Here is a 24342-nt window from a genome sequence, read left to right as displayed (position 1 = left end):
CTATCCGCGCATGGTGTCGTTGATGGAGATCGTTCTGGGCCGCCGCAACAAGCAAGGCATGCTGGCCGGCTTGCCGGGCGACGGCAGCCGGCGGCAACGGCGTGCTGCGATTCAAGAGCCGCCAGCCCCCACGCAGCGCGGACGGCGAGATCCGCGCAGACGGCGCCGGCGGCTACGAGATGAAGCTGGAAAGCGGAAGAACCTATGTGGTGAATTACGCGGCGCCGGTGGATCCAGTCACGCGTCCCAAGGATTGATGACCGTGAGGCTCGCAGCCACGTAGGGGAAAACCAGCTCGCTCTCGCCGAAGTTGACATACTGCGGCATCGCGAACAAACTTTGCGGATGCTTACAACCCTCGCAACACTCCCTTACCGGCCAGGCCCACTACTCCCATGCTGGCTGGCATGCGGACTGATCTGTGCGGCGCTGGGACTGCCGTCCGTTTGCGCCGCCGAGCAGTTGGCGATCGACTATATCGTCTCCAACACCCGCCAGCGCACCGCGTGGATCAGCGTCATCAACCAGTTTTCCGCAGCCAACCCCGACGTCCAGGTCGAACACCATGGCTATCCGCAGGAACAATACAAGCGCGATTTCCTCCCCCGCTTGCGGACCGGACACGCCGACCTGGCATTCTGGTACGCGGGCGAACGCTTGCGGGACGCCGCCAGGAACAAGCTGTTGTCCCCGCTCGACGCCGACCTGATCGCGCTGCTGAAGAAAAAGAAGTTCGCCCCGGCCACCATCGAAGGCACCCGCGTCGACGGCGAGGTCTACGGTTTTCCGATGTATCACTATGTTTGGGGGCTGGTTTATAGCAAATCCTTGTTCAATCGCCTCGGCCTGCGGCCGCCGAAGACCTGGAGCGAGTTCCTGCAGGCCTGCGAGCGCCTGAAGGCGGCCGGCGTGGCGCCGCTGGCGCTGGCGGCCAAGGATGGCTGGCCGGCTGCCGGCTGGTTCGACTATCTCGACTTGCGCATCAACGGCATCGACTTCCACCGCAAACTGTTGCGTAGTGAAGTCCCCTTCACCGACGCGCGGGTGCGCCAGGTGTTCGATGTCTGGGGCGACCTGCTGCGCAAAGGTTACTTTCTTGAAGCAACGCTGGATCAGGAAACCGATCGCGTGCTGCCCTACCTGTACCGTGGTCGCGCGGGCATGGTGTTGGCCGGCAGTTTTTTCGCTGCCCGGTTTCCCGCCGCGGTCGCCGCCGATATCGGATTCTTCGCCTTTCCAAGCTACTCTCCGGACATTCCGAACTACGAAGAAGCGCCTCTCGACGTGCTGGTCCAGCCTGCGGTGGGACGCAATCCCCGTGCCCGCAACCGATTCCTCGCCTTCCTGGCCGACAGCGGCGCCCTGCGCCAGATCGCCGAAGCCGACGAGACCTTGTCGGCGCAGGCGGACCCTTCCGCGCCGCTGCCTTTGCTGGGCGAAGCCAGCAACACCATACTGGCGGGCGCGGCGGGACTGACCTACTTCTTCGACCGGGATGCCAAGGTGGAGCTGGTCGGGCCGGCCTTCGACGGCCTGCGCCTATTCCTCAAGCCGCCCTACGACACGGACCAGGCGGTCCGCCATATCGAGAAAGCGCGTCAGAAAGCCAGGTCGCCCGACATTGCCGAGTGAGCCGCTCAGCGTACGTCCAGCAGCTCGACCTCGAAGATCAGGTTGGCGTTCGGCGGGATCGGACCTGCTCCGCCGGCGCCGTAGCCCATGCTGGCCGGCACGATCAGCGTGCGCTTGCCGCCAACCTTCATGCCCTTCACGCCTTCGTCCCAGCCGGGGATGACTTGTCCGGCGCCGAGCTGGAAGCTGAACGGAGCGCGCCCGACCGAGGAATCGAACTGCGCGCCGTGCTGCGCCTGCGCAGCCGGCTCGTACAGCCAGCCGGTATAGTTGACGACGGCGGTCGCGCCGGCCACCGCTTCCTTGCCGGTGCCGGCCTGGGTATCGATCTTTTGCATGGGCACAGTGTCGGCCGCGGCCGCAGCCGCTTGCGGCGCCTTGGCGCGCTCGCAGCCGGCCATGGCCAATGCCAGGGTGAGGCCGATGGCGCAGGAGGTAAGCAGTTGTTTCATCTTGTTCTTTCGTGTGGAATGCAAAAAGGGCGGTTGATCAAGCCTCGGTGTCGCAGACGCGGTCGCGCCCTGCGGACTTGGCCTGGTAGAGGCGGCGGTCGACCCGGTCCAGGAACACGTTCGGGTCGTCCTGCGCACCGGGCACGATGGTGCCGACGCCCATGCTGACGGTGACCGTGCGGCCGGCGCCGGAACGGGCGTGCGGGATTTCCTTGTGCGCCAGCAGCTTGCGGCAGCGGTCGGCCACGTTGCGAGCGGCGCCCTCGTCCGTGGCGGGCAGCAGCAGTATGAATTCCTCGCCGCCGAAGCGCGCGCACAGGTCACGCGAACGGGACGCGCACGTGTCCAACGCCCGGGCCACGCGGCGCAGGCACTCGTCGCCCTGCACATGGCCGTAGTGGTCGTTGTACTGCTTGAAGTAATCGATGTCGATCACCACCAGCGACAGCGGCTCGCCGGTGGCGCGTGCCTTGGCCCATTCGACCGGATAAAGGGTATCGAACATGCGGCGGTTGGCTACGCCGGTCAGGCTGTCGCGGTAGGACAGGACTTCCAGTTCGCGCTGGAGTTGCAGGATCTTGTCTTCGGACTGCTTGCGCTCGGTGATGTCGAACATGAATCCCACCAGCGAATCGACGCTGCCGTCCTCGCGCCGCACCACATGCACTACGTCGCGGATCCAGACATAGTCGCCATCGCGCGTGAGTGCGCGGTAGTCGGCTTCGTGGTCCACGCCCTTTTGCGATTGCGCCACGCAGAAATCGACCGTCTTCTGGCGGTCTTCCTCGTGGATGCGCTCCACCCAGTCGTTCACGGACAGCCAGCTGGACTGTTTCCAGCCCAGCAGCTCCTCGATCTGCGGACCGATATAGCTGAAACTCATGGTGGCCCAGTCGATGCGCCAGGGGATCGCGCGGGTGGATTCAAGCAGGGTGCGATAAACGCTGGGATCGCTGTGGGCGGCGGGTGCGGAGTCGAGGTGCGGAGAGGTCATGAATCAGTCGAATAAGCGGAGACGGCGTCATTGTGCACTAGAAACGCAGACGCCGCTGCTTGCTAAGCGCCCCTGGCGAGGGTCGAACTGGTCGCGGCATTCTGCAGCAGCAGCTTCACCGTATCCCGGGCGTTGACCAGGATCGCCTCCGACGCAGCCTGCCCGGACATCACCCCGGCAAGAGACACCGCGCCGACAAGGACGGACACTATGCCCTCGGCCAGTCCGACATAATCCTGGTAGTCCAGCCGCATCAAATACGCGGCAATGAACTTCACGAAGTGTGAGTATCCTTCGAATACCACGGCCTTCAACTGGTCATCCGCATGGCGAAGCTCGCTTGACAGGTTGGAGAGCGGGCAGAGATCGTCGAGTTCCGTACCTTGAAGCTGCTGCAGATACCGGTGAACGATCGCATCGACGGCATCACGGGGCGATTTGCCCGCGACAGCCGCTTCGAAACTTGCCAAAGTATCCGCAAAAGCCAGGGCATTTGCTTCCGCCACCAAATGCTCTTTCGACTCGAAATGCCGGTAGAACCCACCCTGGGTCAGGCCCGCCGCAACCATGAGGTCGGAGATCGCCGTGGCAGCGATGCCCTCGCGCAGAAAAATGCCCTTGGCAGTCGCCACGATCCGCTTCCTCGACTCCGCCGCTTCCACTTTCGATTTACGCATTCCGTTTCTCCTGTGACACATTATTCTCACTAAGATTATACCAACAATCTTAAAAATAGGCTGACACGCCATAAAAAGCAAGAAGGATATTTTTCTTGACTCAATTTAGATGTCGTCTATAATCCAAATAAATTCAACACAGCCTCACTCAATCTGGAGAGCGTCATGGAACGACGTAAATACCTCATCACCGCCGCCACCGGCAAGACCGGTGTGCACACCATCCGATACCTGCTGAGCAAAGGCCGCGCCGTGCGCGCCATGGTGCACAGCGAAGACGAGCGCAGCGAAGCGTTACGGAAAATGGGCGCCGAAATCGTGGTTGGAGACCTGCTGGAACACGACGACGTGCTGCGCGCCGTAGACGGCGTCAACGCGGCCTACCTGTGCTACCCGGTGCGCCCCGGCTTCATCCAGGCGACCGCTTATTTCGCCGACGCCGCCCAACGCGCAGGCCTGGACGTCGTGGTCAGCATGTCGCAGATCTCCGCCCGCGACGATTCCGAAAGCCACGCGGCGCGCGACCACTGGATCGCCGAGCGCGTGCTGGACTGGTCGGGCGTGCCCGCGGTTCACCTGCGCCCCACCCTGTTCTCGGAATGGCTGACCTTCCCGTGGGTGCGCGACCTGCTGGTCGAAGAAGGCAGGATCGCCATGCCGCTGGGCGGCGGCCGTCACGCGCCTGTCGCTGCCGAAGACCAGGCGCGCCTGATCGCGACCATCCTGACCAATCCCGCCGCGCATACCGGTAAAACCTATCCGCTGCATGGCCCCGTTGAATACAGCCAAAAAGAACTGGCGGAAGAACTGAGCCGCATTCTCGACCGCCGCATCGTGTACAGCCCGGGCACCCTCGAAGAATACGAGCGCCACCTGAAGAAATACCACCTGCCCGAATTCCTGATCCAGCACTTCCTGGCGATAGCGGTCGACTACCAGAACGGCATCTTTGCCGGCGTCGACGGCGTCATCGGCGAGATCACCGGCCAGGCGCCACAAACCGTCGAGCAATTCGTCAAAACCAACATCGGAGCCTTCAAACCATGAACACCCCCATCGCCATCCGCGGCATCGTCGGCGCAACGTTGCTGCTGGGCCTTGCGGCCTGCAGCCATCCGGCATCCCAACCCGACTCCCCAGCCAAGGTCGCCTGGTTCACGGCCGCATCCGCGAGCGGGGGCAGCGCCACCTTCACCGGCGTGGTCCATGCGCGTACCGAAAGCAACCTCGGGTTCCGCGTGGCCGGCAAGATAGTCGAACGCCTGGTCGATCCTGGCCAGGCGGTGCGCAAAGGCCAGCCGCTGATGCGCATCGACCCGGTCGACTACGAGCTGGCCGCAGCCGCCGCACACGCCGCCGTCGAAGCCGCGCAAGCGCGCCAGGCGCAAGCCGTCGCCGAGGAAGCCCGCCTGCGCAAGCTGCTGGCCTCCGGCGCCGTCTCCACCCAGGCATATGAACAGGCCAAGGCCGCCGCCGGCACCGCGATCGCCCAAGCCAACGCCGAAGCCGCCCGCGCCCGCCAGACCGACCACCAACGCGACTACGCGGTACTGCTGGCCGACATGGACGGCGTGGTCATGGAAGTGCCGGCCGATGTCGGCCAGGTGATAGGCGCCGGCCAGACCGTCGTCAAGCTGGCGCGCGAAGGCGCGCGCGAGGCACTGGTCTACCTGCCGGAAAATGCGCTGCCCCTGGCCAGGCGCCCCGCCTCCGCCGTCCTGTACAGCGAACCGGACCAGTCCTCCCCCGCCACGCTGCGCGAACTGGCTTCGGTGGCCGATCCGCAAACCCGCACCTACCTGGCCCGCTATACGCTGGGCGGCGAAGCCGGCCGCGCGCCGCTGGGCGCCACCGTGACAGTGCAAATGGACGGAGGCGCAACGCCGCAAATCAGCGTGCCGGTCAGCGCCCTGGTGGATCAAGGCAAGGGCACGGGAGTGTGGGTGATCGACAGCAAGAGCTCGACCGTCAGCCTGCGTGCTGTCAAGGTCGCGCGCCTGGGTGAAGAACAGGCGCTGTTGTCGCAAGGCCTGGCGCCGGGTGAACGCGCAGTCGCCTTCGGCGGCCATCTGCTCAAAGCCGGCCAGAAGGTCTCCCCGCTGCCGGCCCAAAGCGGGAGCGGATCATGAGCGGCTTCAATCTCTCCGCCTTTGGCGTCCGCGAACGCGCCATCACGCTGTTCCTGATCATCGCCATCGTGGCGGCCGGCGCTTTCGCCTTCCTGCGCCTGGGCCGCGCGGAAGATCCGACCTACGTGGTGAAGGTGATGACGATCACCGCCGCCTGGCCCGGCGCCACGGCCGAGGAAATGCAGCGCCAGGTGGCCGACCGCCTGGAGAAGCGCCTGCAGGAACTCGACAGCTACGACCGCGTGGAATCCACCTCGCGCCCCGGCATCGTCATCATGAAGCTGTACCTGAAAGACGATACCGAGGCCAAGGCGGTCGAGGACAGCTTCTACCAGGTGCGCAAGAAGCTGGGCGACGAAGCCCTCAACCTGCCGCGCGGCGTCGTCGGCCCCATCGTCAACGACGAATATTCCGACGTGTACTTCGCGCTGTTCTCCCTGACCGGCAAGCAGCTGCCGCATCGCCAGCTGGTGCAGCAGTCGGAAGAAATCCGCCAGCGCCTGCTGCGCGTGCCCGGCGTACAGAAGGTCAACATCCTGGGCGAGCAGCAGCAAAAAATCTACGTTGAAATCTCGCATCAGCGCCTGGCCACGCTGGGCATCAAGGCTCAGGCAGTCATCGATGCGCTGGGCAAGCAAAACGACGTGGCCTCCGCCGGCTTCGTCGACACCAAGGGCCCGCGCGTCCAGCTGCGCCTGGACGGCGCCATCAACAGCGTCGACGCCATCAGGGACATTCCGATTGCCGCGGGCGAGCGCACGCTGAAGCTGGGCGATATCGCCGACGTCAAGCGCGGCTACGAAGACCCGGCCAGCTTCGTCATCCGCAACCAGGGCGAGGCCTCGCTCGACCTGGCGGTGGTGATGAAGAAGCGCTACAACGGCCTGGAGCTGGGCAAGGCGCTGGTCGCGGAACAGAAGTCCATCGCCGCCTCGCTGCCGACCGGCATCGAGTTCAAGCTGGTGGCGGACCAGTCCCGCGCCATCACCGATGCCATCGACGAATTCATGATCAAGTTCGTGGTCGCGCTGGCGGTGGTGATCGTGGTGAGCCTGGTGACGCTGGGCTTCCGCGTCGGCATCGTGGTGGCCGCCGCCGTGCCGCTGACCCTGGGCGCGGTATTCGTCATCATGATGATGACCGGCCGCGACTTCGACCGCATCACGCTGGGCGCATTGATCCTCTCGCTGGGCCTGCTGGTGGACGACGCCATCATCGCCATCGAGATGATGGTGGTGAAAATGGAAGAAGGCCTGGACCGCATCGCCGCCGCCACGCACGCCTGGAGCTCGACCGCGGCGCCGATGCTGTCCGGCACCCTGTTGACCATCATCGGCTTCCTGCCGGTGGGCTTTGCCCGTTCGACCGCCGGCGAGTATGCGGGCAACATCTTCTGGGTGGTGGCGTTTTCGCTGTTGACCTCGTGGGTGGTCGCCGTGTACTTCATCCCCTACATGGGCGTCAAACTGTTGCCTGATATTCCAGCCAAGGGAGGTGGCCACGACGCCATCTACAACACCCCGAACTACCAGCGCATGCGCTCCCTGGTGCGCTGGTGCGTGGACCACAAATGGCTGACCGCCGGCGTGACGGCGGCGTTGTTCCTGCTGGCGGGCGTGGGCATGGGCGCGGTGCAGAAGCAGTTCTTCCCGGATTCCGAACGTCCGGAACTGACCATCGAAGTCAATCTGCCGCCTGGCAGCGCCTTCGGCGCGACCGACGCGGTCGTGCATGACATCGAAGAGGCATTGAAGAAGGAACCGGAGGTCAAGATCGTGTCGAGCTATGTCGGCCAGGGTACGCCACGCTTCTTCCTGGGGATCAATCCCGAGCTGCCCAACCCGGCCTACGCACAAATGATCGTGCTGACTGAAAATGCGCATGACCGCAATGAGCTCAAGGTGAAAGTGCAAAAGATGATCGCGGACGGCCGCTTCCCGCAAGCCCGCGTGCGGGCGGCGCAGTTCGTGTTCGGCCCGCCCGTGACCTATCCAGTGCTGTTCCGCGTCGCCGGTCCGGACCTCGGCCAGGTGCGCACCATCGCCGAACAAGTCCGTGCCATCATGGAGAAAAACCCGGACACGCGCGGCGCGCACCTGGACTGGGGCAATCTCACCCCGACCGAGCACCTGGTGCTGGATCAGGAGCGCCTGCGCCAGGTCGGCCTGAATCCGCGCGATGCGGCGACGCAGCTGCAGGCCCTGCTGAACGGCCTTCCTTCGACCCAGATCCGCGAAGGCCTGCGTTCGGTGGAAGTGCTGATCCGCAGCCCGCGCAATGAAGGCAAGGGCTTGAAGGACATCGCCAACCTGACGCTGACCACCGCCGGCGGCGCCGCCATTCCGCTGTCGCAGGTGGCCCGCATCGAAACGCGCATGGAGGACGCCGTCCTGAAGCGCTACAACCGCGAGCCGTTCATCGCGGTCCAGGCCGACGTGCGTGACGGCAGCCAGCCGCCCGACGTCACCAACGCCATCCTGCCGCAGCTGGCCAGCCTGAAAACCAGCCTGCCGGCCGGCTACCACATCGACACCGGCGGCTCGGTGGAAGAAAGCGCCAAGGCCGATGCCGCGCTGGCCAAGCTGTTCCCGCTGATGATCATCCTGATGCTGCTGGTGATCATGCTGCAGGTGCGCTCCTTCGCCACCATGTGGATGGTGTTCGCCACCGCTCCGCTGGGCCTGGTGGGCGCCGTGCCGACGCTGCTGCTGTTCGACAAACCGTTCGGCTTCAACGCGATTCTCGGCCTGATCGGCCTGGCCGGCATCCTGATGCGCAACACGCTGATCCTGGTCGACCAGATCCAGCACGACATCGCCCACGGCGCCAGCAAGTACGAGGCCGTGGTGGAGTCGACGGTACGCCGTGCGCGTCCCGTGATACTGACCGCGGTGGCGGCCATGCTGGCCTTCATCCCGCTGACCCATTCGAGCTTCTGGGGCCCCCTAGCCTACGTGCTGATCGGCGGCGTCGGCGTCGGCACCGTGCTGACCCTGCTGTTCCTGCCGGCCCTGTATTCGCTGTGGTTCAAAGTCAGCAAACATCAACAAGCGCCTGAGGTGCACACCGAGGTCCTTCACCTCGTTGAAAGGGAGATAGCATGAAAACCGTCCATCCATTCAAGACCGTGCCCGTCATCCTGGCCGGCCTGATCCTGTCGGCCTGCTCGCTGGCGCCGGTTTACGAACGCCCCGCGCTGCCGGTCGCCGGCAGCTGGCCAACGCCGGCGGCGGCCGATGCCGGCGGCCAGGCGGCCCACGACATTCCCTGGCAGGACTTCTTCCAGGACCCGCAGCTCAAGCAGGTGATCGCCATCGCGCTGGACCACAACCGCGACCTGCGCGTGGCGACGCTGAACATCGAACGGGCCCGCGCGCTGTACCAGATCCAGTCGGCCGACCGGCTGCCGGCCGTCAATGCCGGCCTGTCCGGCGCCCGCCAGCGCGTCCCCGACCAGGTGGCGCCCGGCGGCCAGGGTGGCACCGCCAGCGTTTACACGGCCGGCCTGGGCGTGACCGCATTCGAACTGGATCTGTTCGGCAGCGTCCGCAATATGAGCCAGGCGGCGCTGGAGCGCTATGCCGCCACCGAGCAGGCCCAGCGCGCCGCACAAATCAGCCTGGTGGCGGAAGTCGCCTCCGTCTACGAGGCGGTGCTGGCCGACGAGCGCTTGCTGGCCCTGAACCGGCAAACGCTGTCCAGCCGCACCGAATCGCACCAGCGCCAGATTCAGTTGCGCGAGCAAGGCGCCAGCTCCGAATACGACCTGCGCCAATCGGAATCGCTGCTGCAGGCGGCCAAGGTCGCGCTGGCCCAGGCCACGCGGCAGCGGGCGCTGGACGAGAACGCGCTGACGGTGCTGGCCGGCCGCAGCGTGCCGCCGGCGCTGCTGCCGGCCCATGGCGCCAGCTGGGACAGCAACGTCATGGCCGAGCTGCCAGCCGGGCTGCCGTCCGAACTGCTGACGGCGCGCCCCGACATCCGCGGCCAGGAGGCATTGCTGCGCGCATCCAACGCCAACATAGGCGTGGCGCGCGCCGCCTTCTTCCCGCGCATCACGCTGACCGGCGCCTTCGGTTCCTCCAGCAGCGAGCTGTCCGGCCTGTTCGACTCCGGCAGCCGTTCATGGAGCTTCCTGCCGCAGGTCACGCTGCCCATCTTCGACGGCGGCCGCAACCGGGCCAGGCTGAACGTGGCCAAGACCGACAAGGACATCGCCATCGCCCAGTATGACAAGACCATCCAGGTCGCCTTCCGCGAAGTGGCGGACGCGCTGGCCGGACGCGCCACCCTGGGCGACGAACTGCGCGCGGTCAAGGCGCAGGAAAATGCCGAGCAAGTCCGCTACGACCTGGCCAGGCTGCGCTACGAAGGCGGGGAAGCCAGTTACCTGGAATACCTGGACGCGCAGCGTTCACTGTTCAGCGCACAGCAACAGACCATCCGTACCAGTTTGGCCGAATTGCAAAACCGGATAGGCCTGTACAAGGCACTGGGAGGCGGCTGGACCAACGGCCCCGCCAAGGGTTGACTGAAATGCGCGCCGGCCGGTCAAGCCGGGGCTTTACCGTAGGGCATGACGATCGGAGGCTCGCTCGGCGACAGCGCCTGCAGGCGTTTGTAGAGCGCGCGGGTCTCGAGCAGGTTCCACACGCGCAGCATGGCTTCGATCGTGTCGAAGGGCTTGGTCAGGAAATCCTTTGCCCCCAGCGACAGCGCTCGGCGCTTGGCCTCGCTGGTGGCATCGGCGGTCACCACCAGCACCGGGCGGTAGTCGTACGGATCGCCGCGCCGCTTCAGGTGCTCCAGCACGGCATAGCCGTCGAGCTCAGGCATCATCAGGTCCAGCACGATCAGGTCGGGATCGAAAGCCTTGTACAAGTCCAGCGCCTTTTGCGCGTCGGTGGTGCCCACCACATGGGTCAGCCCTTCACGCGTCAGCAGGTCTTCCAGCAGCCGCAGATTGGCGGGCTGGTCGTCGATGATCAACACGCGGGAAGAAAGCAAATCATCTTCGTTCATTGAATGATCCTATCCAGTAGTCCAAAAAATTCCGGCAGGTCCAGCGGCTTTTTCAGGTGGCCGGCCGCCGGCCGCGGAGTTCCATCCGTGCCCAGTATGACCAGCGGTATCCGCGCCAGCGTGGCGTCATTGCGCAGCTGTTCCAGCATCGGCTGGTCGGCCATGTGCACATCCAGCAGCAGGACATCGGGCGTGTCGTGCCGGGCCAGTTTCAATCCCTCGGCGGTGGTACGCGCGGTGGCGAGGCGCCAGTTGGATCGCCTCATCATCAGTGTTTCAACCAACGCCAGGCTGGATGCGTCGTTGTCCACGCACAGCACGGCGCGCGCAGGGTCGGCCCGCTCGTCGGGCCCCACGATTGCATCCGAGGCCAATGGCGCGGGCTGCTGCCCGGACTGCGTCGAGAGCGGAAGGCGAAGCGTGAACACACCGCCCTTGCCCGGCAGGCTGCCGGCGGCTATGCTCCCGCCCATCGCCTCGGCCAGCGAACGGGAAACGGCCAGGCCCAGGCCGACGCCATCGATCTTTCCGCGCTCGGCGCCCAAACGGTCGAATGGCGTGAACAATCGGTGTTGCATGTCGGCGGCGATGCCGGCGCCGTCGTCTTCGATGACGATGGCGACCACGTCGCCCTCCACCCCCGCCGCGATGCGCACCTGTCCGCCCGCGCTGTTGTACTTGATGGCGTTGGACAGCAGGTTCAGCGCGATCTGCGCAAAGCGCTGACGGTCGGCCAGCACGGCGAGGCCGCCGCAATCGCCAGGCGGCTGCAAGCGCACCTTGTATTGCGTCGCCAGAGGTTGCAACAAGGCCAGCGCTTCCGCCAGCACCGGCGCCACCGGCAGCGGCGACGAGGCGATGGCCAGCTGCCCCGCCTCGATACGGGCGACATCCAGCACGTCGTCGATCAGCGACAGCAGATGTTTGCCTGCGCGAATGATGTGCGCCACATGCTGCCGGTCCTGCTTGCCGGCCACCTCCGTCTCCAGCAATTGCGCGAAACCCAGAATGGCGTTCAGCGGCGTGCGCAGTTCATGGCTGGTGCGCGACAGGAATTCAGTCTTGGCCAGGCTGGCCGCCTGGGCCGCCGTGGCGCGGTTGGCCAGCAGCAGACTGGTCCTGTGCAGACGCTCGGCTAGCTGGCCCAACTCGTCGCTGGCGCCGCCGGTGGCGATCAGCGGCTGGTCGTTCACCAGGCGTTCGGCGTTGTCCGCCGCCAGCCTGACCCGCCGCACGACACGGATGGTGAACATGAGCATGGCAAACGCGCCGGCCAGGCCGACCATGATCGTGGCCGCATTCATCAGCACATTGCGGCGCAGCGCTTCCTGCACGGCGCTGGTGCGCTGCTCGACCAGCAGTGCCTCGCGCGCATTCATGGCGCCGATTCCGTCGCGCAGCTGATTGAGAATCCGCCGTCCGGACAGCAGGCCGGCGCGCAGATCGCCGCCTTCCGCATGATATTGGCGGCGCAGCGCATCCAGGCCCGCCAGCTTCTGCCGCACCAGCGGCAACAGCACGCGCAACCGCTCAAGCTGTTCCGGATCGCGAATGTTTTGCTGCAGGCTGGCCATCGCGCCCGGCAGCTGAATCTCGGCGGCCCGGTAGGGGTTCAGGAAGTCGTCCACTCCCGTCAACAGATATCCCCTGACGCCGGTTGCCGCTTCCGCGATCAGCGTATGCAGCAGCTGGATATCCCGCTGCACTTTCAAGGTGCGCAGCATTTCGGCGGTGGCGTCCGCGGTCTGCCGTTCAAGCTTGTAGCTGGTTGCCACGGAACCCAGCAGCATGGCCAGCGAGGCCACGATGATCGCGCCGCCCTTGAGCGTCAGCGGCCAGTTTCTCCAATCCAGGCCAGGCCGCTTCATCCACCGAACCCACAGTCCACCGCGTACACCGCCGCCTGCGTGCGGTCACGCAGGTCCAGCTTGTGCAGGATGCGTTCGATGTGCACCTTGACGGTGCCTGCCGCAATGCCGAGTTCCTGCGCCATCGCCGCGTTGGTCAGGCCACGCGGCATCATGGCGAACACCTGAAGCTCGCGCGAGGTCAGCTGTTTCAGCTTGGCCGCCGATTCGTTGGCGGCGGCGCGCGAGGCCGGCTTGCTGTCCGCCAGATAGGCCGCCGCAAACATGGTGCCCAAGATCTGCAACGCGCTCAGGTCGTCGGCGTTCGGCGGCGACACCGGGCGCGCGCTCATCAGCGCCAGTATGCCCGCGCTCCTGCCATGGAAGCGCAAGGGCACCAGCACCTCGAGGCCGATCGCCTTGTCGCGGCCGATCCGCAGCCTGCTCTGGATATCCTGCTGGACCAGTGGCAGCGCGTTTTCCAGCAATGCCGCATGCAAGGCGCCGGTGATGGGCAGGCGGGCCCCGACTGGCGCTACCGGCCCCTGGGCCGCATGCACATGCAAGCCGTCGTCATGCCGGTAAAGCAGCACGCCCTCCTCCATCGACAGGAAGGCCAGCGTCTTGGCAAGAATCATGTTCAGCGCCGCGGCGCTATTGCCGTCGTCGGCAAAAGCGATGCCGGCATCGGTCAGCAGGCGCAGACGGGCGGCGCTGCCTTCGCTATGGCGATAGCGGCTGCGGGCGCTGCGGGCATTGGCGGGCGTATCGGCGGGAGTATGGGAGATGGTCATGGCGCTCTTTTTAAGTACGCTCAATTATATGCCAATCAGCATAGAAAAAATCCGCCGGTCGGCCGATTCCCGCTCAGGCCATGGCGTGGATACTTTGTCCATCGCCACCGACATCCGATTTCCATCAATCCATCATCAAGGAATAACATGCGCTACCTGAACCTCCTTCCATACGCCTGCCTCATGCTGGCGGCAAATGTCCACGCAGCCAACACCGAGGTCTGCCATCCGTCGTCGGAAAAAGAGATCGCCGGCCTGTTCGACCGCTGGAACGCCTCGCTGCAGACCGGCGATCCGGACAAGGTCGCGGCCAACTACGCCAGGAAATCCGTGTTGCTGGCAACCTTGTCGAACAAGCCGCGCCTGACGCCGGAGGAAAAGAAGGACTACTTCGAGCACTTCCTGCAAGGCAAACCGGTCGGCAGCATCGACAGCCGCAGCATCGAGATCGACTGCAACAGCGCGGTCGACGCGGGCCTGTACACCTTCAAGTTCGCCGACGGCAAACAAGTCAAGGCCCGCTATACCTATACGTACAAATGGGATGGCAAACAATGGCTGATCACCAGCCATCACTCGTCCGCCATGCCGGAAAAAAACTGACCGCCGCTTAGTCTATTGCTTCGGCGTCTCGCCCATATTTCCAAACATAATTCTGAAAGGCTACGCAGATAATCTTCTCCGTTCGACCACCGCATCTAACCTGGAGAAGCAGCGTGAGTATTTTCAGAACCAAGAATCTCGACGACATGATCGCGGCCAGCCGCAAACCGGGCGGCCTGGCCAAAGTGCTGGGGCCGTTCGACCTGCTGCTGATGGGCATAGGCGCCATTGTCGGCACCGGCATTTTCGTGCTGACCGGCACCGGCGCCGTCACCGCCGGACCGGCGTTGGCGCTGTCGTTCGTGGTGGCCGCCATCGCCTGCTGCTTCGCCGCGCTGTGCTACGCGGAATTCGCCTCCGCCGTGCCGGTCGCGGGCTCGATCTACACCTACACCTACGCCACGCTGGGCGAACTGGCCGCCTGGATGATAGGCTGGGACCTGCTGCTCGAATACGGCCTGGCCACGTCGGCGGTATCGGTCGGCTGGTCCGGCTACTTCCAGTCGCTGATCGCCGGCTTCGGCATCCATCTTCCGCTCGCCCTGACGGCCGCCCCCGGCGCGCTGCCCGGCGTCACCACGTGGATCAACCTGCCGGCGCTGTGCATCATGCTGGTGCTGACAGCGATGCTGAGCTGGGGCGTGCGCGAGTCGGCCCGCCTGAACAACGTCATGGTGGCGATCAAGGTCGGCGTGGTGCTGCTGTTTATCGCCGTCGGCGCGCGCCACGTGCAGCCGGCCAACTGGCGTCCGTTCATGCCGTTTGGCTACAACGGCATGCTGAGCGCCTCCGCGCTGGTGTTCTTCGCCTTCATCGGCTTCGACGCCGTGACCTCGGCCGCCGAGGAAGTCAAACGCCCCGAGCGCGATCTGCCGATCGGCATCATCGGCTCGCTGGCCGTGTGCACGCTGCTGTATGTCGTGGTGTCGGCCATCATGACCGGCATCGTGCCGTACCAGCAATTCCTCGGCGTCGACCATCCGGTCTCGCTGGCGCTCAAATACGCGGGCGAAAACTGGGTGGCCGGCTTCGTCGACCTGGGCGCGATCCTGGGCATGACCACCGTGATCCTGGTGATGGCCTACGGCCAGACCCGTGTCATCTTCGCCATGTCGCGCGACGGCCTGCTACCGAAGCGCCTGTCGAAAGTGCATCCGCGCTTCCACACGCCGTTCTTCGCCACCTGGCTGGTGGGCATCGTGTTCGGCCTGATCGCCGCCGTGGTGCCGCTGCACGTGCTGGCCGAGTTGATCAACATCGGCACCCTGGCCGCGTTCTGCCTGGTCTCGGTGGCGGTGGTCATCCTGCGCAAGAAGCGCCCGGACCTGCACCGCGCGTTCCGCTGTCCCGGCGTGCCGGTGATTCCGGCATTGGCCGTGCTGTTTTGCGTGACGCTGATGACTTATCTGAGCGCGCTGACCTGGATCGCCTTCCTGGTCTGGCTGTCCGCCGGGCTGATGGTCTATTTCGGCTATGCGCGCAGGAATTCGGTGCTGCAGGCTTCCGGCGCGAAGGCCTGGCGTAGCGACGCCGCGGTCACTGGAACGCCGTGAACGCGTCCGCGGCCGGTGCCGCGATCGGGTTCAGGCGGCGTTTGCGCGGCATGGGCAGCGGCTGCCAGCGGGCGGCCGAAGTCAGGCCGATCTGGCTGAGCGTGAATTGCCGCAGGTGCGCCAGCAATGCGACGTTGATGTTCAGCGTGGCCTGGCTGATGAACAGGTCGGCCGAACGGCAAAACAGGTCCGCCTCGGCCGGCACGCGCGCATCCCGCAGCTGGACCAGCGGTCCGGCCAGCGCGATGAATACCGTCTCCAGCGTCACCATCGCGGGATCGCAACGCAGCGTCCAGCCACCCCGCTGCCCCGCCGGCATGTGCTGCGCGATCTCGGCCTGGAATTCATTGCCGATCAAGCCCGCGCAGCGCAGCGCCTCGCAGGTCGCGGCGGCCGCGCGCTCGGCCAGCCCGGTATCGCGCACCAGCTGCTCCAGGCTGGCCGGGCGCGGCGCGCGCCGGATCAGGTAGGCCAGCACCCTGGTTGCCGCCTGGACCCGGCGGTGCAGGCGCGCGTCGCCCAGCAGATAGCGGTTCAGCATGGCCGGCCTCCCGCGCCGCCGCGCCGCAGCACCTCGGCCAGGGCGGCGGCCACGTATTCCAGGTTGGCCGGCGTCAGCGCCGCCATGCACAGGCGGCCGCTCCCCACCAGGTAGACGCCATGGGCATCGCGCAGCGCCGCCACCTGCGACAGCGACAATCCCGTATAGCCGAACATGCCGCGCTGGCCAAGCAGGTAATCAAAGTCGTGACCCGGCGCTTGCCCGGCCAGCAGCGTGCACAGGCCGGCGCGCATGGCGGCGATGCGCAGCCGCATGGCTTCCAGTTCGGCCGCCCATTCGGCGCGCAGCGGCGCGCTGCCCAGCACCAACGCCACCACCGCGGCGCCATGTCCCGGCGGACTGGAATAGCTGCGGCGCACGGCGGCCTTCAACTGGCCCAGCACCGTGTCGGCCTGGCGCGCGTCCGGACAGACCACGCTCAGCGACCCGACCCGTTCCCCATACAGTGAAAAATTCTTCGAGCAGGAGCTGGCGACGAAGAACGTCATCCCTTGCTCGGCGAAATGGCGCAGCGCGTAGCTGTCGTCCTCCAGGCCGGCGCCGAAGCCCTGGTAGGCGATGTCGAAAAAGGGCACCAGCTTGCGCTTGCGCAGCGCGGCCGCCAGCTGCCGCCATTGTTCGTGACTGAGGTCGGCGCCGGTCGGATTGTGGCAGCAGGCGTGCAGCAGCATCACGTCGCCTTCCTGCATCGTGTCGCATGCCGCCAGCATGGCGGCAAAATCGACATCGCGCTGCTCGCGCCGGTAATAGCGATAGCTGCCGATGCCGCAGCCGGCGCCGGCAAAGATGGCGCGGTGGTTGTCCCAGCTCGGGTCGCTGACCCAGACCCTGGCCTGGCCGAAAAACTGCTGCAGGAAATCGGCGCCCAGCCGGAGCGCACCGGAGCCGCCCAATGTCTGCACGGTGGCGATGCGCCCGCCGGTCACCGCCTCATGCCCGGCGCCGAACAGCAATTGCTGGATCAGCCGGCGGTACGCCGGCGCGCCTTCCATCGGCAGGTAGGGTCGCGCCGGGGAGCGTGCCAGCAGCGTTGCCTCGGCCCTGGCGACGGCACTCATCACAGGCAGCACGCCGCTGCCGTCGGTGTAGACGCCGATGCCAAGATTGACCTTGGCGCCGCGCTGGTCGCGGTGGAAATCTTCGTTCAGGGTCAGGACCGGATCGCCGGGATAGCCTTCGATATGCTGGAACATCGGATTCTCCTTTGACAGTGTGTGCGGCCCAGTCTATCGCGTGGTTTATGCAATATGTGACGGTTTTGTGTGCAATACTCGTGGCTTCACGCACGTTTTGTGCATAACCATCCTGTGAGGATCCCATGACCGCCATTTCCGTAGACCGATACGACATCCAGCTGCTGACCGAACTGCAGCGCGATGGCCACGCCACCAACAGCGGCCTGGGTGAAAAAGTGCACCTGTCGGCGTCGCAGATCAGCCGCAGGGTGCAGCGGCTGGAGGAAGCGCGCGTGGTCGATCACTATGCCGCCATCCTCGACCCGGTGGCGGTGGGCCTGGACGTGATGGTGTTCACCCAGGTCACCATGGACCGCCACAACGACGCGGCCATCGCCAAGTTCGAGCGCGAGGTGCGCAAGCTGCCGCAGATACTGGAGTGCTTCTCGCTGACCGGCGAGGCGGACTACCTGCTGCGCATCGTGGCGCCGGACCTGGCCGCGTTTTCCGAGTTTGTGTCCAAGCACCTGCTGCGCCTGCCCGGCATCACCAACGTGCATTCCAACGTCACGCTGGACAAGGTCAAGCAGACCCACGTGCTGCCGCTCGACCATGTGATGCAGCCGGTCGAAAGCAAGAAGCGCATCAAGTTCGCGCCCTGAGCGGCTCCGGACTTTTGTTGAAATCATGCACAAACCGTGCATGAAACACGGTATTTCTCGATAAGAACCGTCACATTGTGCACGGACCGCGCGATAAACTTTTCATCAGCTGGCGAGCCTTGAACGCCATGCGATGCATCAGTAGCGCAGTCCCAACGGTGGTGCGACAGCGCCGCCGCCACAACTATTTCTAATCGAGAGAACCGCACATGAATCGTCGTCCATGCAATCCCCTTTCCTCCGACACCGGCAAACTGCGTCTGGGCCTGATGGCCAGCGCCTTGTTGATGGCGTTACATCCAGTTCAGGCGCAACAGGCGGACACCCCCACCTCGGTGGTGGTGCTGGGCTCACGCTCGGTCGCCAAGACGGCGCTGGATACCGCCTCGCCGGTCGACCTGATCAACATCAAGGACATGCAGAGCGCCGGGCCGCTGGAGCTGGGCAAGCTGCTGCAGACGCTCGATCCGTCGTTCAACTTCTCCTCGACCTTCATCAGCGACGGCACCGACATCATCCGTCCGGCCACCCTGCGCGGCCTGGGCCCCGACCAGCTGCTGGTGCTGGTCAACGGCAAGCGCCGCCACCAGCAGGCGCTGGTCAACGTGCAGCAGACGGTCGGCCGCGGCTCGGCCGGCACCGACATCAACGCCATCCCGCTGTCGGCCATCCACCACATCGAGGTGCTGCGCGACGGCGCCGCCGCCCAATACGGTTCCGACGCCATCGCCGGCGTGATCAACATCGTGCTCAAGTCGCAGACCAGCGAAACCCAGATCAGCAGCGAAATCGGCACCACCGCCGAACATGACGGCAACCTGGTGTCGGGCAGCGTCAATCGCGGTTTCACGCTGGGCGAGGATGGCGGCTTCCTCAACCTGTCGCTGGAGGCGCGCCGCCGCGGCGAAACCAACCGCGCCGGCGTCGACTCGCTGCGGGTCGACCCGCCCCGCGTCACCCAGCGCATCGGCGACAGCCTGGCCAAGGACAGCTACCTGTGGTGGAACGCGGCGCTGCCGGTGGACAAGGACGGCGAGTTGTACGCCTTCGGCGGCGTGTCCAGGCGCACCGGCGATTCGGCCGGCTTCTTCCGCCCCGGCGGCGACGGCCGCAACGTGCCGGCGGTCTATCCGAACGGCTTCCTGCCGAACATCATGACCACGGTGAAGGACGCCTCCTTCGCCTTCGGCTACCGCCGCGACCTGCCCGGCGAGTGGAAGTTCGACCTCAGCGTGAACCACGGCCGCAGCGAACTCGATTTCCATGAACGCAATACACTCAACGTCAGCTACTGGTATGAGCCCAAGGCCGATGGCGGCATCTACGCCGAATCGCCGCTGGAAGCCGATACCGGACGCCTGAAGTTCCGCCAGACCACCTTCAACGCCGACCTGAAAGGGCCGCTGGTGCTGGGCGGCCAGAAGATCTTCCTGGCCACCGGTTTCGAATACCGCAAGGACGGCTACGCGATCGAGGCCGGCGACCCGGTGTCCTACCAGTACGGCCGCAGCAACAACCCCGCCATCAAGATCGTCGACCAGACCGGCGGCATCGCGGCCTCGGGCACCCAGGGCTTTCCCGGCTATACGCCATCCACCGCGGTGGACGACAGCCGCCATAACATCGCGCTGTATCTGGATGGCGAGAGCCAGTTGACCGAGCAGCTGCTGGCCGCCGCCGCCGTGCGCCACGAGAAGTACTCGGACTTCGGCAACACCACCACCGGGAAACTGAGCCTGCGCTACGACCCGTCGCGCGTGCTCGGCCTGCGCGGCAGCGTATCGACCGGCTTCCGCGCGCCGAGCGTGCAGCAGAAGTTCTACAGTTCGGTGTCGACCAACCTGAACGCGGCCGGCGTGCTGACCGAGACCCTGACGGCGCGTGAAGGCAGCGCCGTGACCACCGCGCTCGGCATCCCGCCGCTGAAGCAGGAGACCTCGCGCAGCGGCAGCATCGGCCTGGTGCTGCGCCCGGCCGCCAACATGTCGGTGACGGCCGACCTGTATCGCACCGATATCAAGGACCGCATCGTCTTCTCCAGCAATATCGCGCCGGAGTCCGGCCCTTGCGCCACCGCCGCCGACTGCCCGGTCAAGGCCATCCTCGATCCGCTCAAGGCCGGCCAGGCCCAGTTCTTCACCAACGCCATCGACACCCGCACCACCGGCCTCGATGTGGTGGCCGAGCACACCAGCAGCGTCGCCGGCGGCAAGCTGGTGCTGTCCGGCCAGCTGGGCTTCAACAAGACCGAAGTCACCAAGCGCCATTCGCAATCGAGCCTGCTGAGCGGAACCCAGCTGTTCGACGACGCGCAGGTCACCCTGATCGAGCATGGCCAGCCGCGCGTGCACCACGCGGTGGCGGCCGACTACAGCACCGGCCCGTGGAACCTGAACACCCGCGCCAGCTATTACGGCTCGGTGCAGGGCCAGGGCTTTACCGCGCCCTACATCCAGACCTGGGATGCCAAGTGGCTGGTGGACGCGTCGGTGCGCTACAACTTCACCAAGCGTATCAGCCTGACGGCCGGCGCCACCAATCTGTTCAACACCTATCCGACCGAATGGGACAAGACCAAGGCCTTCCCGTTCCCGCAGCTGGGCTTCACCTACTGCTGGGAGACCTGCCCGATCGGCATCAACGGCCGACAAATGTATGCGCGCGTCGACGTGGCATTCTGATTAGCGCAGCACAAGGAAGCAAAGGAGCTTAGATGGGATCGAGAGAACAACTGCCGCCGCCGGGAGACGAAGTGCTGGCCGATGCGGACTACCGCCTGGAAGACAAGCTGCGACGCCAGAGCGGCCGCATTTTCATCACCGGCACGCAAGCACTGGTGCGCTTGATGATCAGCCAGCGGCAGGCCGACGCCGCCCGCGGCCTGCGCAGCGCGGGCTTCGTCAGCGGCTACCGCGGCTCGCCGCTGGGGGCGGTGGACCAGGAGATGTGGCGCGCCAGGCGGCAGCTGCAGGAACACCAGATCGAGTTCCTGCCCGCCATCAATGAAGACCTGGCGGCCAGCGCGGTCCTCGGCACGCAGCAGGTGGAGAACGATCCCGCACGCACGGTCGACGGCGTGTTTGCCATGTGGTACGGCAAGGGTCCCGGCGTCGACCGCTCCGGCGACGCGCTCAAGCACGGCAACGCCTACGGCAGCTCGCCGCATGGCGGCGTGCTGGTGGTGCTGGGCGACGACCACGGTTGCGTGTCGTCGTCCATGCCGCACCAGAGCGAGCAGGCGATGATGGCCTGGGGTATGCCGGTGCTCAATCCGGCCAATATCGAGGAGTACCTGGAATTCGGTCCCTACGGCTGGGCGCTGTCGCGCTTCAGCGGCGCCTGGGTCGGGTTCAAGGCGATCTCCGAGACAGTCGAAGGCGGCGCCGTGGTGCAGATTCCGGCGCCGCGCAGCTATGCCGATCCGCTGGACTATGCTCCGCCGCCAGGCGGCCTGCATGTGCGTTGGCCGGACCTGCCGGGCCTGGGCATCGAACAGCGCATGGCCGACAAGCTGGAAGCGGTGCAAGCCTTTGCCCGCACCCATGCGATCGACCGGATGGTGGTGGCCGCGCCCGGTGCCACGCTGGGCATCATCAGCGCCGGCAAGGCCTACCTGGATCTGCTGGAGGCGCTGCGGCGCATGGACCTGGGGCCGGAGCGGCTGGCACAGCTGGGCATACGGCTGTACAAGCCGGGCCTGACCTACCCGCTGGAACGGAGCCGGCTCGCCGCGTTCGCCGACGGCCTGCGGCAGTTGCTGGTGGTCGAGGAAAAAGGCGCGGTGATCGAGGATCAGCTCAAGACCCTGCTGTACAACCAGCCGCCGGCCAGCCGTCCGCAGGTGCTGGGCAAGACCGACCTGCAAGGGCAGCCGCTGCTGTCCGCGCTGGGCGAGCTGCGCCCTTCGCGCATCGCGCCGGCGCTGATCCGCTGGCTGGCGCCGCAGCTGCCGGCGCTGGGGCTGGAACAGCACCTGCCGCGCTTCTGCGCCGCCGACCTGCTGTCCAACGCCGGCGACGCGGTCAAGCGCACGCCCTACTTCTGCTCCGGCTGTCCGCACAACACCTCCACCAGGGTGCCGGAAGGCAGCCGCGCGCTGGCGGGCATCGGCTGCCACTTCATGGCCACCTGGATGGACCGCGACACCGTCAACCTGACCCAGATGGGCGGCGAAGGGGCGCCGTGGGTGGGGGCCTCGCGCTTCACCAGGGAGCCGCACGTGTTCCAGAATCTGGGCGACGGCACCTATTACCACTCCGGCTACCTGGCGATCCGCCAGGCCATCGCGGCGCGCACCAACATCACCTACAAGATCCTGTACAACGATGCGGTGGCCATGACCGGCGGCCAGCCGGTGGACGGCAAATTGACCGTGCCGCAGATCGTCCAGCAGGTCAGCAGCGAGGGCGCGGCCAAGGTGGTGGTGGTGACCGACGAGCCGGAACGCTATGCCGGCGTTGATCTGGAGGCCGGCGTCACCGTGCATCACCGCCGCGAACTCGATGCCATGCAGCGCCTGCTGCGCGAGATCGCCGGCGTCACCGTGCTGGTGTACGACCAGACCTGCGCCGCCGAGAAACGCCGCCGCCGCAAGAAGAACCGCCCGGACCTGACGATGTTCCCCGATCCGCCGCGCCGCATGGTCATCAACCCGGCCGTGTGCGAAGGCTGCGGCGACTGCGGCGTGCAGTCGAACTGCCTGTCGATCCTGCCGCTGGAGACGCCGCTGGGCCGCAAGCGCCAGATCGAGCAATCGTCCTGCAACAAGGACTATTCCTGCGTCGAAGGCTTCTGCCCCAGTTTCGTGTCGGTGGTGGGCGGCAGTCTGAAAAAGCCGGCCGCCACCATCAGCCTGGAACAGTTGGAGCGCCTGCTGGCGGCCACGCCGCTGCCCGCGCCGTGCGCGCTGGAGCGGCCGTTCGAAATGCTGGTGGCCGGCGTCGGCGGCACCGGCGTGGTCACCATCGGCGCGCTGATCGCCATGGCGGCCCACCTGGAAGGCAAAGGCGCGTCCACGCTGGACTTCATGGGGTTCGCCCAGAAAGGCGGCGCGGTGATGTCGCATCTGCGGGTGGCGCGCTCGACGTCCGAGCTGCACCAGGTGCGCATCGACCTGCAGCAGGCCGACGCCGTACTGGCCTGCGACCTGGTGGTGGCGGCGATGCCGGACGCCCTGTCCGTCATGCGCCACGGCCATACCCGGGTGGTCGGCAACGAGCAGGAGATCCCGACCGCCGAATTCACCCGCAATCCCGATGCCAGCGTGCAGCTGCCGGCGCTGCTGGAAAAGATCGCCCACGCGGCCGGCGCCGAACGCGTCGACACGCTCAACACCCACCGGCTGGCGGCGCGCCTGCTGGGCGATCCGATCGCCGCCAACATCCTGATGCTGGGCTATGCGTGGCAACGGGGCCTGGTGCCGGTCGGCCTGGCGGCGCTGATGCGCGCGATCGAACTCAATAACGTCGCGGTGGACATGAACAAGCGCGCGTTCGCGGTAGGCCGGCTGGCCGCCACCGACCGCGCGGGACTGGCCGCGCTGGGCGGCGCCGGGTCCAGGGTGATCCAGTTCGCGCCGCCGGCGTCGCTGGACGAGACCATCGCGCTGTGCTCCGGTTTGCTGGAAAAGTACCAGGACGCCCGCTATGCCCACCGCTACGTGGAGGCGGTCGGCAGGGTGCGGTTGCGCGAGCAGTCGCTCAACCGCAACACGCCGCTGGCCAAGGCGGTGGCCCGCAATCTGTACAAGGTCATGGCCTACAAGGACGAGTACGAGGCCGCGCGGCTACATGCTGACCCGGCGTTCCGGGAACAGATCGCAGCGCAGTTCGAAGGTGAGTACAAGCTCGAATTCCATCTGGCGCCGCCGCTGCTGGCCCGCAAGCGCGCGGGCTCCACGGTGCCGGCCAAGATGCGTTTCGGCAGCTGGATGTTGACGGCGTTTCAGCTGCTGGCGCCGCTCAAGGTCTTGCGCGGCACGCCGTTCGATCTCTTCGGCTATACCGGGGAGCGGCGGCGCGAGCGCGCGCTGCGCGAGGACTACTTCCAGCTGACGGCGCGCATCGCGGGCGAACTGAGCGCGGACAACCACGCCGAGCTGCTACGTCTGGCCCGTGTACCGGAACGGATACGCGGCTTCGGCCACGTCAAGCTGGCCAGCATGGCGCAGGCCCGTTAGCGGTCAGTCAACCCGGGGGGCGCTTGCGTCTCCCGGCTGCCCTGACGGCGCGGCGCCTTGCG

The 24342-nt window shown here is 66.0% G+C and carries 19 protein-coding genes; 11 read left to right on the top strand and 8 right to left on the bottom strand.

Going from position 1 to position 24342, the window contains the following annotated elements; genetic code table 11:
- Nucleotides 1-101 precede the first annotated feature (101 nt).
- Nucleotides 102-257, top strand: a complete 156-nt coding sequence (locus ACCD07_RS24270; RefSeq protein ID WP_413448815.1) for a hypothetical protein — start codon at nucleotides 102-104, stop codon at nucleotides 255-257.
- A gap of 205 nt (nucleotides 258-462) precedes the next feature.
- Nucleotides 463-1632, top strand: coding sequence for an ABC transporter substrate-binding protein (locus ACCD07_RS24265; RefSeq protein ID WP_413448814.1), 1170 nt, complete (start codon nucleotides 463-465; stop codon nucleotides 1630-1632).
- A 5-nt stretch (nucleotides 1633-1637) separates the two neighbouring features.
- Here ACCD07_RS24265 and ACCD07_RS24260 read toward each other — a convergent pair whose 3' ends face one another.
- The 3 genes from ACCD07_RS24260 to ACCD07_RS24250 all read right to left on the bottom strand — a co-directional run bounded on the left by ACCD07_RS24260 (nucleotide 1638) and on the right by ACCD07_RS24250 (nucleotide 3755).
- Nucleotides 1638-2084 (bottom strand): FKBP-type peptidyl-prolyl cis-trans isomerase, encoded by a 447-nt coding sequence (locus ACCD07_RS24260; protein ID WP_413448813.1) that lies wholly within the window; start codon nucleotides 2082-2084, stop codon nucleotides 1638-1640.
- 37 nt (nucleotides 2085-2121) lie between these two features.
- Entirely contained in the window at nucleotides 2122-3078 is a 957-nt protein-coding gene (locus tag ACCD07_RS24255) for a GGDEF domain-containing protein (RefSeq protein ID WP_353403181.1), read from the bottom strand.
- A 62-nt stretch (nucleotides 3079-3140) separates the two neighbouring features.
- Entirely contained in the window at nucleotides 3141-3755 is a 615-nt protein-coding gene (locus ACCD07_RS24250; protein WP_413448812.1) for a TetR/AcrR family transcriptional regulator, read from the bottom strand.
- Between the two features lie 165 nt (nucleotides 3756-3920).
- Here ACCD07_RS24250 and ACCD07_RS24245 point away from each other — a divergent pair, with 165 nt between their 5' ends.
- The 4 genes from ACCD07_RS24245 to ACCD07_RS24230 are packed head-to-tail and all read left to right on the top strand — an operon-like array spanning nucleotide 3921 to nucleotide 10415.
- The gene (locus ACCD07_RS24245; RefSeq protein ID WP_176651559.1) at nucleotides 3921-4802 is read left to right on the top strand and encodes an NAD(P)H-binding protein; all 882 of its coding nucleotides are present in this window, start codon (nucleotides 3921-3923) and stop codon (nucleotides 4800-4802) included.
- Entirely contained in the window at nucleotides 4799-5884 is a 1086-nt protein-coding gene (locus ACCD07_RS24240; RefSeq protein WP_218087775.1) for an efflux RND transporter periplasmic adaptor subunit, read from the top strand. The genes ACCD07_RS24245 and ACCD07_RS24240 overlap by 4 nt, the downstream gene beginning before the upstream one ends.
- Nucleotides 5881-8988 carry an efflux RND transporter permease subunit gene (locus ACCD07_RS24235; RefSeq protein WP_413448811.1) on the top strand — a complete coding sequence of 1036 codons (3108 nt, stop codon included), beginning with the start codon at nucleotides 5881-5883 and terminating at the stop codon, nucleotides 8986-8988. Before ACCD07_RS24240 ends, ACCD07_RS24235 begins: the two co-directional genes overlap by 4 nt.
- A complete protein-coding gene (locus ACCD07_RS24230) occupies nucleotides 8985-10415 on the top strand; it encodes an efflux transporter outer membrane subunit (RefSeq protein WP_413448810.1) in 1431 nt (476 codons plus the stop codon). Before ACCD07_RS24235 ends, ACCD07_RS24230 begins: the two co-directional genes overlap by 4 nt.
- A gap of 20 nt (nucleotides 10416-10435) precedes the next feature.
- On the opposite strand, the gene ACCD07_RS24225 is transcribed toward ACCD07_RS24230, so the two are convergent.
- Genes ACCD07_RS24225 through ACCD07_RS24215 form a run of 3 tightly spaced genes read right to left on the bottom strand, consistent with a single transcriptional unit; the run spans nucleotide 10436 to nucleotide 13547 of the window.
- Nucleotides 10436-10906 (bottom strand): response regulator, encoded by a 471-nt coding sequence (locus ACCD07_RS24225; protein WP_176651562.1) that lies wholly within the window; start codon nucleotides 10904-10906, stop codon nucleotides 10436-10438.
- The gene (locus tag ACCD07_RS24220; protein WP_413448809.1) at nucleotides 10903-12774 is read right to left on the bottom strand and encodes an ATP-binding protein; all 1872 of its coding nucleotides are present in this window, start codon (nucleotides 12772-12774) and stop codon (nucleotides 10903-10905) included. The genes ACCD07_RS24225 and ACCD07_RS24220 overlap by 4 nt, the downstream gene beginning before the upstream one ends.
- Nucleotides 12771-13547 (bottom strand): response regulator transcription factor, encoded by a 777-nt coding sequence (locus ACCD07_RS24215; protein ID WP_413448808.1) that lies wholly within the window; start codon nucleotides 13545-13547, stop codon nucleotides 12771-12773. The genes ACCD07_RS24220 and ACCD07_RS24215 overlap by 4 nt, the downstream gene beginning before the upstream one ends.
- Before the next feature lie 183 nt (nucleotides 13548-13730).
- On the opposite strand from ACCD07_RS24215, the gene ACCD07_RS24210 reads away from it, so the two are divergent.
- The gene (locus tag ACCD07_RS24210; protein ID WP_413448822.1) at nucleotides 13731-14150 is read left to right on the top strand and encodes an SgcJ/EcaC family oxidoreductase; all 420 of its coding nucleotides are present in this window, start codon (nucleotides 13731-13733) and stop codon (nucleotides 14148-14150) included.
- Nucleotides 14151-14263: 113 nt separating this feature from the next.
- Nucleotides 14264-15703 carry an amino acid permease gene (locus tag ACCD07_RS24205; protein WP_413448807.1) on the top strand — a complete coding sequence of 480 codons (1440 nt, stop codon included), beginning with the start codon at nucleotides 14264-14266 and terminating at the stop codon, nucleotides 15701-15703.
- Here ACCD07_RS24205 and ACCD07_RS24200 read toward each other — a convergent pair.
- Together ACCD07_RS24200 and ACCD07_RS24195 are read right to left on the bottom strand one after the other, a co-directional pair.
- Nucleotides 15687-16244: an Rrf2 family transcriptional regulator gene (locus ACCD07_RS24200; protein WP_413448806.1), complete on the bottom strand. Its 558-nt coding sequence runs from the start codon at nucleotides 16242-16244 to the stop codon at nucleotides 15687-15689. The two genes, ACCD07_RS24205 and ACCD07_RS24200, sit on opposite strands and share 17 nt — an antisense overlap.
- Complete coding sequence (locus ACCD07_RS24195; RefSeq protein WP_413448805.1) at nucleotides 16238-17458, bottom strand: aromatic amino acid transaminase; 1221 nt, start codon at nucleotides 17456-17458, stop codon at nucleotides 16238-16240. The genes ACCD07_RS24200 and ACCD07_RS24195 overlap by 7 nt, the downstream gene beginning before the upstream one ends.
- A 125-nt stretch (nucleotides 17459-17583) precedes the next feature.
- Here ACCD07_RS24195 and ACCD07_RS24190 point away from each other — a divergent pair, with 125 nt between their 5' ends.
- The 3 genes from ACCD07_RS24190 (at nucleotide 17584) to ACCD07_RS24180 (ending at nucleotide 24280) form a co-directional block, all read left to right on the top strand.
- Entirely contained in the window at nucleotides 17584-18102 is a 519-nt protein-coding gene (locus ACCD07_RS24190; protein WP_353403175.1) for an Lrp/AsnC family transcriptional regulator, read from the top strand.
- A 209-nt stretch (nucleotides 18103-18311) separates the two neighbouring features.
- The gene (locus ACCD07_RS24185; RefSeq protein WP_413448804.1) at nucleotides 18312-20783 is read left to right on the top strand and encodes a TonB-dependent receptor plug domain-containing protein; all 2472 of its coding nucleotides are present in this window, start codon (nucleotides 18312-18314) and stop codon (nucleotides 20781-20783) included.
- 32 nt (nucleotides 20784-20815) lie between these two features.
- Nucleotides 20816-24280 (top strand): indolepyruvate ferredoxin oxidoreductase family protein, encoded by a 3465-nt coding sequence (locus ACCD07_RS24180; protein WP_413448803.1) that lies wholly within the window; start codon nucleotides 20816-20818, stop codon nucleotides 24278-24280.
- The last annotated feature ends 62 nt before the right edge of the window (nucleotides 24281-24342 follow it).

The sequence above is a fragment of the Duganella sp. Dugasp56 genome (genome assembly GCF_047304105.1).
GTDB classification, from domain to species: domain Bacteria; phylum Pseudomonadota; class Gammaproteobacteria; order Burkholderiales; family Burkholderiaceae_D; genus Rugamonas; species Rugamonas hordei.
The sequence above is the reverse complement of the archived record's forward strand: the minus strand, read 5'-3'. Positions and strand labels throughout refer to the sequence as shown.